Here is a 12,293-nt window from a genome sequence, read left to right as displayed (position 1 = left end):
TCGACACCGCTCGTGATCAGTATGACTAGCGGGTGTAGAAGACCTGGGTCTGCCCGGTCGAGGCAGTCCAGAGGATGTATCCGCCCTCGAAGTTGCTCTGCCGCTGCCCCGCGCGCGGGGTGAACTCGTCGCTCGTGGGATATCCGAGGCGGCCGCGTTCCCAGCCCTGGTTCTCCCAGGTGGTGCGGATCTTGCCGTGGACCTCGTGCGTACCGGTCCACGGCGCCCAGTAGATCGAGCCGCCCTGGAAGTGGTTGTAGCGTCCGGCGCCGTCGGGAGTGGCGAGCTCATCCGTCACGGGGAAGCCGAGGAAGCTCCTCTCCCAGCCGTAGTCGGCCCACTTCTGCCGGATGCTGCCGTGCACTTCGTTCGAACCGGTGGACTGGCTCCAGTAGATCGAGCCGCCCTGGAAGTGGTTGAAGCGGCCGCCGACCGCATAGCTCTCATCCGTTGTGGGATAGCCCAGGAAGCCGTGCTCCTGGCCGAGTTGGGTCCACCGCGTGAGGATGTTGCCGCCTACCTGGAATGCCCCCGTGTTCGGAGACCAGTACACGACGCCGTACTGGAAGGCGCTGTAGCGACCGACGCCGTCGGCTGTGGCGGTCTCGTTCGACTCCGGCAGACCCAGGGGGCCGCATCGATCGCCCAGGCGCTGCCAAGTACCGAGGATCGAGCCCTGGACCGTGTAGACGCGGTTGTAGTCCCCCGTTCCCGAGTAACCGAGGAGTTCCGCCCCCGCGAAGCGCACCCGCCATGCGGGAAGGAACTGGTAGTCGTACCAGTTCCCGCAGGTGTAGTCCTGGTTGGCGGTGGGGAACCCGAGCCGGCGGTTCTTCGTCCACTCCGCGTACAGGCGCTTGTCGATGGCGTGCCAGCCCTGGCCCTCCGCGCCGACGACCCAGCCCTGGAGGAACTCGGTGGAGTCACCACCGCCGGGGAGCGGCGTGGTGTCGCCCATGGGGACGCCCACGCTGCCGCCGGGGAGGGTCGACGTGGACCCCAGGTAGACCGCCATGACCTGCTTGGAGATCGCCGCGACCTGGCGTACGCCGCCGAGGGTGACCCCGCCGTCCACGATGAAGCCGTGCTCGTAGCCCCGTGCCGGTCGGCCCTTGGCGTCGGTGTACGCGGCGTCGACCGGGTTGCCGAGCCACGAGCCGGGGCCGCCGATGGCGGCGTACTTCTCGGAGATGAGCCCGCGGCCGACCGGGGCCGCCGTCACGAGAGCCTGCCCATCGGCACCGACCGCGCGGAGCTGAATCCACGCTTCCGACCAGTTGAGCGCGGCTTCGACGGGCGAGTAGTAGCCGGTGACGGGGTGACTGGACACCTTGTGCAGCGCGCCCTGCGCGGTCGCGCCGGCCCAGACCTCCCAGGCGGTCACACCGGTCACACCGTCGGCCGAGGCCATGGTGCTGAACGAGGCCGCGGTGCTGACGGAGCCGCCCTCGGTGACCGACCAGCACGGGGTACGCACCACGCTGTCGGGCCCCTTGGCCCGAGTCCAGGTGCCTCGCTGCACGCGGTACGGCACCGCGTTGTCCCGGTACCGGGCCTCGAAGGCGACGGATCCGTCCGGCGTGTACTCGCGGACGAGGTGCTGGGCGCCGAACGTGACAAGGTGGTTGCCGTTCGGGAGCGGCTGGCTGCCGCCGGTTCCCGCGTCGGACAGAGGCGACGTCGGTACGAACTGCTGCGCGAGCGAAGCGGTTTTTGCCTGCTCGTCCAGTGTGTACGTGACGGCGCGGGCGCCGGCGGGCGCGGCGTGGTCGTCGAAGACACTCAGCCGACCGTCCGCCTGGCGGCGGACATCCTGCGGGCGGGCGAGTCCGGTCGTGTCACCGGACACCGTGAACTGGTTGTGCTCGCCGCCGAGGGTCCACGCGATGGCGCCCGTCGACTTGTTCAACTTGTAGACCGCGCCGGTGTTGGTCGCGGAAACAAGAACATTGCCGTCAGAATCGTACGACGCGGCATTCAGGTGAAGATAATCCCCGGACTGCGCGAGATTGATCCGGGTGTCCCCGAGCGGCACACCGGACGCGCCCAGGCTCTTCCACTCGAACAGCTTCGCCCCGGTGGCGAGGTCGTATTCCTGGACGACGCCTTCCTGCACCACGGCGTTGGCCGTGCCGCCGAAGGGCCTGAGGTCGGTTTTGACTTCCTCGGAGGTCGAGAGGAGAACCCGCGTCCCGTCGGCGGACGGCGTGAGGTTGTGCTCGACGCCCTCGGCGTAGTTCTCGTCGGGGATCTCACGGATGACGGAATCGTCGGCGGTCTTGACCTGCCACACGTACCCGTCGCGTTGGGCGAATGCCGGGTGGCCCTGGTACTGAAAGGCGACGACGCCCGATCTCGTGGACCAGAGGTTGCGGGTGTACAGGAGTCGGCCGTCGTCGCCGGAAACGTTGTATACCGCGGTCGAGCCGTCCGCGGATGCGACCGAGCCGATGAGGACGCCGGGTGCCGCGGTCGCCGCCGGAGCCACAGTCACCTCGGGACTGAGCCAAGGACCCGAGCCAAGTGAGCAGTTCGGGGCCGCGGCCCCGGACGGAGTGGCGACGAAGACCCCACCGGATATCACCGCGGCGCATGTCGCCAAGAGCCCTATGGAACGGCGTGGAACTGTTCGCAAGCGTCCCCCTGTTGAGAATCACTGACATCAGGGGGCAAGAATAGATCTCGCCTGTTTGGTGGGTCCCGCGGGGCTATCCGGCCGGCCGATCGCCACCTGCGCCGTCGACGACGCCTGCCGCCGCCTGATCGCCGACCGCCTCGACACGACCGGCGCCCGCTGGGGACTCGACGGCGCCGAAGCCGTCCTCCCGCTCCGCGCTCTGATCACGAACGGCGACTTCGAGAACTACTGGATCCGCCACGCGGCCCGTGAACACCAACGCCTCTACCCGGGCGCTGACCAGCGGAACCACCCGGGGATCGTCCGGCTCGTAGCGACACCCTCGGGCCGCCGGCTAGGGGCGTTCGCCGACCAGGCCGGAAGGCGCTGTAGGCATCCCGTCGCCCGATCTCCTCCAGATCGCGCCGGACGGGCCGGCCACCCCAACGGCCTCGATCGGTCCGGCGGCCGGCCCGGAGCCGGGTGCGTACGCCTGGTGGGAGTCATCGTGTCCAGGTGCGTGTGGCGACCCGCTCCGCCGATCGGCCCGGGCGCTCCGTCGCTCAGCCATCGTTCGGAGTGCCCCGCCGCTCAACCGCTCGGCCCGGGCGCTCCGCCGCGCAGCCGTTCCAGGTCCGAGGCACGTACCTGGATGACGAACAGGGCGACCACCGCCGCGATCACCGCGAAGATCGCGGCCACCACGAACGCGGCGGAGATGCCCGTGGTCAGCACCTGGTCACTCCACGGCGCGGGCAGCATGCCCGTGCGCTCGAAGTTCGCCCGCTCGGCCGGGCTCGCCTGGGCAAGGAAGTCGGGCACCTGATCCTTGGCCTCGTTGCGGTTGGCCGTGCCGAAGACCGTGACCAGGATGGACAGCCCGAGCGATCCGCCCACCTGCTGCATGGCGTTGAGCAGGCCGGACGCCGCGCCGGTGTCCCGGGGCGCGACCCCGGACACCGCCATCAGCGTCAGTGACACGAACTGCATGCCCATACCCACACCGAACACCAGCGTCGGCCCGAGGATGCTCCCCAGGTAGGTGCTGTGGATGTCGGTACGGGTGAGCCAGGCGAGTCCGGCCGCCGCCAACAGTGCGCCGCCGACCATGAACGGCTTGGGCCCGAAGCGCGGCAGCAGTTGGGAGGTGACCCCCGCACCCACCGCGATCACCGCGCTGATCGGCAGGAACGCGAGACCGGCCCGCAGTGGGCTGAAGCCCAGGATGTCCTGCACGAACAAGGTCAGGAAGAAGAACATCCCGAAGATCGCCGCGGCCAGGCACAACATCATGCCGTACGTGCCCGCCCGGTTGCGGTCGGCGAACATCGCCAGGGGGGTGATCGGCTGCCGGGAGTTGCGCTCGACCACGAGGAAGGTCGCGAGCAGCAGCACGGCCATCCCGAACGCGGCCAGGGTCACGCCGTCCCGCCAGCCCTCCTGTGCGGCGCGGATGAAGCCGTAGACGAGCGCGCTGACGCCGAGTGTGGAGGTGAGCGCGCCGAGCAGGTCGAAGTGGCCCGGATGTCGCTCGGACTCGCGGATGTAACGCGGCGTGGCCAAGGCGATGAACACGCCGATCGGCACGTTGACGAAGAACACCCACCGCCAGTCCAACCACTCGACCAGGATCCCGCCGGCCAGCAGTCCGATCGCACCACCGCCGGCGGAGACCGCCGCGAACACGCCGAAGGCCCGGTTGCGGGCCGGGCCCTCGGCGAACGTGGTCGTGATCAGCGCGAGCGCGGTGGGCGAGGCGATCGCGCCGCCGACCCCCTGGAGCGCCCGGGCGGCCAGCAGTTGCGGGGCGCTCTGCGCGAGTCCGCCGAGCAACGAGGCGAAGGCGAACAACAGTACGCCGAAGATGAACACCCGCCGCCGGCCCAGGATGTCGCCGGCCCGCCCACCGAGCAGCAACAGGCCGCCGAAGGTGAGCGTGTACGCGTTGAGCACCCAGGACAGGCTGGTCGTGGAGAACGCCAACGAGCGCTGGATGTGCGGCAGGGCGATGTTCACGATGGTGATGTCCAGGACCACCATCAACTGACACGAGGCGATCACCGCGAGCGCGGCGCCACTACCGCCGCTTCGATGGGATGCCGCGGCGGTCTGCGAGTGTGACGCGTACGGTGTCGCCATGATGGATCCTGCGGGTCCTGCGAGCCCTACGGGGCTGCGCTCTGCCGAGGGCCGCGTCGGTGCGGCGCCGTCCGGCGGGAGGTGCGGTGCGCCGCCCGGGCGGGCGGTGGTTTCGCCCACTCGTTCGACCGTATGCCCGGACCCGCGCCGGCACCACCCGGCGGGTGGTCGCCGCGTCGGGTGGTACCGGTCGGGTCGCCGCTCGGGCTGCGACGGGGCGTCGGGCGCGTTCACCGGTGGGTCAGGTTCGTCGGTTACTCCGTTTCACCGGTGCGTCCGCTTCACGGAACGCTCCGGTTCACCGATCGCTCCGGTTCGCCGGCGGGTCCGGTTCACCAGCGGGTCGGTTCGGGCAGGAAGGCCGGGATCTCGGTGGCCCGCCCCTGCTCCCGGGCCACCCGGTAGATGTGCCGGCCCACCGCGAGGTCGAGCACACCCAGGCCGAACGGCGAGAAGACGATCGGCCGGTCCGGATACACGCGTACTCGGCCGAGCAGCACGTCGGCCAGCGTGCCGTCGATGAAGTCGCGAGTGCCGTACTCGATTTCGGTCAGATGCGGGGACGTCTGCGCGGTCAGACAGTGGTCCAAGTCGTCGAGCACGTTGTGGCACTTGATCATCACGGTGGGATGCACGTCGCGCAGCGACAGGTTGAGGATGAGCTGATCCGGGCGCAGCGTCTGCGCATCGCCGAGCCAGGGGGCGGGCGCGGTGGTGGCGAGCACCACCAGGTCCGCGGTGGCCAGCGCGGAATCGATGTCGGTCACCGCCTGCGCCGACCAGTCGTGAGTGGCCCGCAGATACCCGGCGAAGGTCTGCGCGTAGGCGTCCACGTGGTCGTGGACCAGGCACTCGGCCACGGCCAGGTCGCGGGCCGCGAGGAAGTCCGACACGGTCCGGCCGATCACCCCGGCGCCGACGAACAGTACGGTGCGCGGGCGGTCGCTCGGCGCGAGCGTCTCCACCGCCAGCGCCGCGGAGGCCGCGGTCCGGGCGGCGCTGATCCCGGAGGCCTCCAGACACGCGAAGGGATATCCGGTCTCGGCGTCGTTGAGGATGAGCACGGCGGACGCGCGGGGCAGGTTCCGGGCGACGTTGGGCGGGTAGCTGGCGATCCACTTCAGCCCGGACACCGGCTGCTCACCGCCCAGGTGGGCGGGCAGCGCGATGATTCGGCAGGTCGGCTGTTCCGGGAAGCGCAGGAAGTAGCTGTTGGGGTTGACCGTCGCGCCCGCGCTGTGCTGGAGATAGGTGTCGCGGACGAGTTCCAGGATCGTCGCCGGCGACGCGGCGATCACCTCCTGCGCGACCGTTGCATCGATCACGTGGAAAGACATGCGGGACCACCTTTGTCGCTGGTACGGACGCCGGTGCGGCCGCCGGTGCGGACACCGGCGACGGCACGGACTGCGGTTCGGGCCTCGACTCCGACACGGGCTTCGCATACGGCACGGGCCTCGGTTCCGGTGGAAGCGGGCGGCGGGCGAACTCCCGCGCTACACCGGATCACGGAACCGCTCGCTCACCCAGAGGTCGTTGTAGATCGTCCGGAGGTAGCGCTCGCCCAGGTCCGGGGAGATCGCCGCGACCCGACTCCCCGGCGGAAAGGGTCCGGCGTACTGTCGGATGGCGGCGAGTATCGATCCGGTGGAACCGCCGACCAGCAGGCCCTGGGTGCGGGCCAGCCGGCGGCACTCGCGGATCGCGTCCCGCTCGGCGACGAACACCACCTCGTCGGCCAGTTCCGGCCGGCACAACTCCGGTCGGCGACTCGCGCCCAGGCCCGGGATGCACCGGGACCCGGGCTGCGTGCCGAAGATCACCGAGCCCAGCGCGTCCACCGCGACGATCCGGGTCTCCGGCGAGTACTCGCGCAGGTATTCGGCGCACCCGACGAACGTCCCGGTGGACCCGGTCCCGACGAACAGGTAGTCGATCTGCTGGAGTTCCTTGAGCAGGCTGCGCCCGGTCTGCACGTAGTGCGCCCGCGGGTTGGCCGGGTTGGCGTACTGGTTGAGCCACACCATGCCCGGATCGGCGGCGATGCGCTCGCGGATGTAGGCGATCCGCGATTGCAGGTAGCCGCCGTTGGCGTCCAGGTTGTCCACCACCACGACCTCGCAGCCCAGGGCCCGCATGTGATCGGTGCTGGTGGTCGAGGTGTTCGGGTCCACGACACACGTGAAGGGATAGCCCTTCGTGGCGCAGATCGAGCTGAGCGCGATGCCCAGGTTCCCGGACGAGGACTCGATGATCCTGGCCCCGCGCTTGAGCCCGCCGTGCCATTCGGCGTCCTCGATCAGGCTCAGCGCCGTCTTCAGCTTGACCGAGCCGGCCGGATTCAGGCCCTCGATCTTGAGGAACACGTCCGCGTTGCGGGCCAGTTCCGGGAGCCGGATGAAGATGTCGTCGGTCACGACGTCATAGGCGTTGTCATAGATCACGATGAGGCCTCCGCCCACGATCGATGAGTGATACCCAATGGCCGCGCGGCCGGGCATGGCATCGCCATCACCCGCCCCCGAGCGGCGCTCGATCGGCCGGCGCCCACAGGTCCTCGCCGCCGAGTTCGTCCGTGCCGTACTTGCCCAGTGCGCTGATCAGCAGGCGCATCTCGAACGCCAGGGCATGGGCGAGCCGTTCGAGTCCGCGCTCGGGGTCCTCGTCGACCGCGATCAGCGCGGCCCGCCCCAATCCCACCGCCGAGGCGCCGAGCGCCAGCAGCTTCACCGCGCGCGGCCCGTCCCACACCCGGCCGCTGGTCAGCAACGTGCCTTCGTCCGGGCGCACCCGGCGCAGGCATTCGGCGAGCGGCAGGCCGACGTGGTCGAGGAAGGACGTCGGCGCCCAGCCGGTCCCGCCCTCCGCGCCGTCCACGGTGACCGCGTCCGCGCCGGCTCGCCAGGCGACCGAGGCGGCCGCGCCGACGTCGCGGCCCGGGAAGAGCTTGACCCAGCAGCGAGCGCGCGGATAGTTGTTCCGCATCAGATGGATCTGCTGTCGGAAGATCTCCTCGGTGAACGTCCCCGGGCACGAGCAACGCAGCACCGCACCCCCGGAGTTCAGCCGCTCGATCGCGTACTGCTCGTCCAGCCCGGCGACCGCGTCCTCGCTGATCATGGTCAGTCCGCCGAGTCCGGGTTTGGCTCCCTGACCGACCTTGAGCTCGAACACCAGGCGGCCGGTGGCGAGCAGTTCGCCGACCGCCGGATCGCTGTACACGTGGTTCCACACCTCGGAGTTGGCGTCCTCGGTGCTCTGCTGCACGCAGATCCCACCGACCCCGTCCGGCAGTTCCTCCAGGTAGGCGTGGATCCGCTCCAGCAGGCCCTTGCGGTGCTCGTCGCCGGTGGAGCGGAAGCCGTTCATCGGTGCGACGTTCTCGCCGATGATCATCGGCATGCCGATCCGACCCGCCTGGCGACTGATCGCCAGGCTGGTACTGGCCACCCGGGTGGAGCCGAGCGCCGAGACGTAGACCGGCAGCGGTGAGCGCAGGCCGCCGAAGTCCGCGTCCAGGCGAACGTCGGAATACAGCGGCTCGCGGCCCAACTCGATCAGCGTGGCGAGCCGGCCCGGCATGAACACCGGCGGGGCCAGCCGCAACGCGTCGATGTCGTCGCCGGGCAACCCGCCCCGGCCGGTCGGCTCGGCGCCGAATACGGTGGTGCCGTAGGCGGCCGATGGCGGGAAGACGGCCGCCACGCCCTCGCGGGCGCGGTGTCGCACGGCGGCCTCGGGGAATCCGGGGGCGTCGAGACAGGTCATGGCGACACGACCCCGGCGAGCTTCGGGAACGCGGTCGCCTGCCACACCGAGTCCAGTCCGGCGACCCAGCGGGTGAGCCGTTCGACGCCGATACCGAACCCGGCGCTGGCGGGGATGCCGTTGCGCACCACGTCGAGGTACCACGCGTACTTCGACGGGTTCTCGCCCGTCTCGCGCATCCGGGTGATGATCTTGGCGTACTCGAACTCCCGCTCGCTGCCGCTGCACAACTCGCCGCAGGATTCGGGCGCGATCAGGTCGAAGTTGAGCAGCGTGCCCGGCTCCGCCGTGCTCTCCTTGTCGTAGAAGCCCCGGGATCCCTTGGGGTAGCCCGCGATGAAGAACGGCGCGGACGCGTCCCGGGAGATCAGCTCCTCGGCCTCCCACTCGATCTCGGTGCCCGGCGCCTGCGGGTATCCGCCACTGCGCAACCGCCGTACCACCTCGCCGTGCGGAACCCGGGCGAACGGCTCCCGAATGAACGCCTCCAGCACCGCCGGGTCGCGGTCCAGGATCGCGAGGTCCGCGGCGCACTCGACGAGCACCTTGGTCACCGCGTGCCGGACCACCCCTTCGGCCAGAGCCATCGCATCATCCCGATTGGCCCCCGCGACCTCGACGTCGATCTGCCGGAACTCGGTGAGGTGTCGGTGCGTGGAGCTCGTCTCGATCGGCTCCAGCCGCACGTTGGGCGCGACCAGGAAGATCCGGTCGAAGGCCAGCAACGACGCCTGCTTGTACAGGATGGCGCTGGTCATCAGCTTGTATTGGTGCCCGTAGTAGTCGATGTCCGCCTGCTTCGCGCCGCGCGAACCGGGGTCGGTCACCGGTCCGATGATGGGGTGCGACATCTCCACCGCCCCGCCGGCGCGCAGGAATTCGCGAGCACCGGCGATGAGCGTCTGCTGGATTCGCAGCGTCGCGCCGGTACGCGGGTTGCCCAGGTGCACCCTGGGTGAGGGGAGGGTGTCGGCGGCGGTTACGACGAGGGCTTGATCGATACGCATGGCCATGTCCGGTCCTTACTCGGGAAACGCGCGTGGGATTGGTGAACTGCCGTTCTACGGACGGAAATCGACCTCCCTCGAATCAACCGGGTCGGCCCGGCACGACGAGCTCGGCGTCGTCGTAGCGGGATTTCACGTAGCTCAGTGCGTGCAACAGACCGGCCGAGGTCGGCTGCGCGGCCCGATGGGTGGGCGTGAGGTGGCCGATCGGCAGCGAGCCGGTTCGGGACCACTCCAGGTGACCGCGATCGGAGATCACGCTCCGGGTGCGGCCGGCGTTGTCCGGATGCAGGCAGTACGGCACGTCCAGGTAGCCTTGGGCGAACGCCCTTACCAGCGCCTTGCCGAGGTCCGCGTTCAGGTCCAGGACCGCGTCGATCAGCGCGCGGGCCTCGGCCTTGATGCCCGTACACGGCGGTGCCGGCGGATTCCCGTCGGTGCCGCGGGCCGCCTCGGCGGCCACTTCGAGTGCGGTCACGTTCTCCGCGATCGAGGGGATCCGCTCCGCCTCCGCCGCGGTCTTGACGATCAGCCGGGTGGACCCGGTCCGGACCGCCAACCGCGCCGCGTCCTCGACCAGCCCCAGCGCGCCGGGCACGGTGCTCGGATACAGGCCCATGTACGCGTAGATCACCACGTGCCAGGCGGTGTCCGACAGCAGCTCGCCGGCGATCTCGTGCAGGGCCAGCACGGCCTCGCGGTCCTGTTCCGCACTGGTCTGCTGGGCGTAGCTCAACGAGATGCTGTGCAGGCCGTGTTGCCGGAAGAACATGCCTTCCAGCACGGCGATCGCGATCAGCAGCGACGGTGGACACAACTGGCCCAGCATGCACCCGCCGAAGCTCTCCAGGTGCGGCTCGACACCAAGCTCGCGCAACGCGGCGAGCTTGACGCAGGCCTCCCGCCACGCCTGCACGGACTTCTGCACGGGTGTGCGGCTGTACGGCAGGCAGTACGAGATCGGGCCGCCCTCGGTGGCGTCGATGCCGGCGTCGATCAGCGCGTCGAAGATGCGCCCCGGCAGCGGTGAGCCGTGCCGGACCTGGAGCGGGAAATCCCGCCCGCAGACGCCGTCGAGCATTGCCCTCGTGGTGTGCGCGCCGAGGTTGACGATCGGGTAGCCGTTGAGGCACCGACCCTCGCTCAGGGCCCGCTCGACCGAGCCGAAATCGCCGACCCGGGTGAAACTGTCCAGGGTCAGGGTGCCGACCGTGGTGGCCGCCGCCCCCTTGGTGGCGATCAGGCCCTCCCGCATCCGGACAGGGTCGCCGAATCCCATCCGGGGTTGTACGACCAGAGTGCGCGAACGACGGGCAGCGGCCAGGAAGTCGTGAAATGCGCCGCCTCGGTCGGATTCAGAAGGTCGCATCGGCGTATGCCGTCTCGAGCGATCCGACCGATTCCTCGACCGGAATACGATCCAGCCAGGACAGCAGATCCGGTACGGCCGTCTCGCCGACGAGCACCGCGTCGAAGCCCGCGTCGAGCAGCGGGCGAAAATCCGCCGCGGTATGCGATCCGGACGTGTCGATCTTGCCGCCGATGACCAGCGGAACCCCGCGCAGTTCCGCCGTGGCCCGCACCGCCCGGGCCAGTTCGAGCCCCTCGTGCAGGCCGTGTCCGTTGACGGTGCTGATCACGATCAAATCGGGCCGACTCTGCACCGATTCCGCCACCAGGGTCTCCAGCGGCACGCAGGCGCCGAGATTGGTGACCACACAACCGTGCTCCTCCAGGAACAACTGGAGAAACAGCAGATTCCAGGTGTGCGAATCGGACGGGATCGTACTGAGCACGATATTGCGGGCTCGGGATAATTCGCTGCTCGGGGACTGCCGACGCAGTGCCACAACCGACCTGCCTTTCCACGTCGTGAGCGAGGCCGCGATCGGAGACGATCGGGGCCGGAAATCGTGAATGGTCTTCCACCGTGCCGGGTGACCTGGTTGTCCACAGGTGACGGGCTTATCGTCTCCGGCAGGACGCACCGGGAAAACTGGGTACTTCTGACCACCTGCCGGTGCGGCACTTCCGACCACTGCGGTCGCCGACGGGGTCGCCCTAGCTTCCATATCGCGGATATCTCCGAATGCGCCGACGATATTGGGAGTGAACGGTGACCGATCACCAGTTGTATTACTGGCAGCAGACGCTGGCCGGTCTGGAACCGCTGGAGCTGCCGACCGACCGGCGCCGGCCCACGACAGAGGGTGCGGCCGACCGCGACGCGATCACCTTCGCGATCCCCGCCGACGTGCACGGCCGACTGGCGAAGCTCGCGGCCGGCCGCGACGCGCGCCTGTCCACGGCGCTGCTGTCGGTCCTCCAGGTGCTGCTGTCCCGATACAGCGGCCAGGACGACATCGCTGTCGGCACTCCCGCCGCCGAAGCCGACTTCCCTGCGACAGGCGGGAGTTCGGACACCTTGATCATCCGCACCGACCTGTCCGACGATCCGACCTTCACCGAGTTGCTCGACCGGGTCGTGCGCACCGCGGCGGCTGCCGACGAGCACGGCGGCCTGCCGTTCGCGCGCCTCGTCGAGGAGTTCGACGCCGCCTGCGAGTTGTCCCGCACGCCGATGTTCGCCATGCCGGCAGCGGGCCACGAGGCCGCGCCGACCGCGCTCCACAACCGGCCGGCGGACGGCGACGGAACGGACCTACGGCTGACGGTTGTGGAGTTGTCGGGTGGTGGTCTGCGGGGCGCGGTGGAGTTTCGTACGGACCTGTTCGAGCGGGCCACGGTGGAGCGGTTGGCGG

At 69.6% G+C, this 12,293-nt stretch carries 9 protein-coding genes and 1 pseudogene; 2 read left to right on the top strand and 8 right to left on the bottom strand.

The annotated features are described in order from the left end of the window. Positions 1–25 precede the first annotated feature (25 nt). Positions 26–2,494, bottom strand: a complete 2,469-nt coding sequence (locus tag ABZS54_RS15890; protein WP_355535187.1) for an arylsulfotransferase family protein — start codon at positions 2,492–2,494, stop codon at positions 26–28. Positions 2,495–2,711: 217 nt separating this feature from the next. On the opposite strand from ABZS54_RS15890, the pseudogene ABZS54_RS15885 reads away from it, so the two are divergent. Then, positions 2,712–2,870 (top strand): annotated as a pseudogene (locus tag ABZS54_RS15885) (ISKra4 family transposase); the annotation flags it as partial. 338 nt (positions 2,871–3,208) lie between these two features. Here ABZS54_RS15885 and ABZS54_RS15880 read toward each other — a convergent pair. The 7 genes from ABZS54_RS15880 to ABZS54_RS15850 form a co-directional block, all read right to left on the bottom strand. Then, positions 3,209–4,756 carry an MFS transporter gene (locus ABZS54_RS15880; protein ID WP_355535184.1) on the bottom strand — a complete coding sequence of 516 codons (1,548 nt, stop codon included), beginning with the start codon at positions 4,754–4,756 and terminating at the stop codon, positions 3,209–3,211. A gap of 332 nt (positions 4,757–5,088) precedes the next feature. Then, positions 5,089–6,093, bottom strand: a complete 1,005-nt coding sequence (sbnB, locus tag ABZS54_RS15875) for a 2,3-diaminopropionate biosynthesis protein SbnB (protein ID WP_355535181.1) — start codon at positions 6,091–6,093, stop codon at positions 5,089–5,091. Between the two features lie 159 nt (positions 6,094–6,252). Then, positions 6,253–7,200, bottom strand: a complete 948-nt coding sequence (gene sbnA / locus ABZS54_RS15870) for a 2,3-diaminopropionate biosynthesis protein SbnA (RefSeq protein WP_355535178.1) — start codon at positions 7,198–7,200, stop codon at positions 6,253–6,255. A gap of 67 nt (positions 7,201–7,267) precedes the next feature. After that, positions 7,268–8,524, bottom strand: a complete 1,257-nt coding sequence (locus tag ABZS54_RS15865) for a glutamate synthase-related protein (RefSeq protein WP_355535175.1) — start codon at positions 8,522–8,524, stop codon at positions 7,268–7,270. After that, a complete protein-coding gene (locus ABZS54_RS15860) occupies positions 8,521–9,537 on the bottom strand; it encodes an asparagine synthetase A (RefSeq protein WP_355535172.1) in 1,017 nt (338 codons plus the stop codon). Before ABZS54_RS15860 ends, ABZS54_RS15865 begins: the two co-directional genes overlap by 4 nt. A 76-nt stretch (positions 9,538–9,613) precedes the next feature. After that, complete coding sequence (locus tag ABZS54_RS15855; protein ID WP_355535169.1) at positions 9,614–10,900, bottom strand: methylaspartate mutase; 1,287 nt, start codon at positions 10,898–10,900, stop codon at positions 9,614–9,616. After that, a complete protein-coding gene (locus ABZS54_RS15850; RefSeq protein WP_355535166.1) occupies positions 10,887–11,381 on the bottom strand; it encodes a cobalamin B12-binding domain-containing protein in 495 nt (164 codons plus the stop codon). Before ABZS54_RS15850 ends, ABZS54_RS15855 begins: the two co-directional genes overlap by 14 nt. 266 nt (positions 11,382–11,647) lie before the next feature. Here ABZS54_RS15850 and ABZS54_RS15845 point away from each other — a divergent pair. Beyond that, positions 11,648–12,293, top strand: a 646-nt coding sequence (locus ABZS54_RS15845) for a condensation domain-containing protein (protein ID WP_355535163.1), incomplete at its 3' end; no start/stop codon positions are given.

This window comes from Embleya sp. NPDC005575 (assembly GCF_040605455.1).
In the GTDB taxonomy this organism is placed as follows: domain Bacteria; phylum Actinomycetota; class Actinomycetes; order Streptomycetales; family Streptomycetaceae; genus Embleya.
This window is presented reverse-complemented; position numbering and strand designations above follow the sequence as displayed.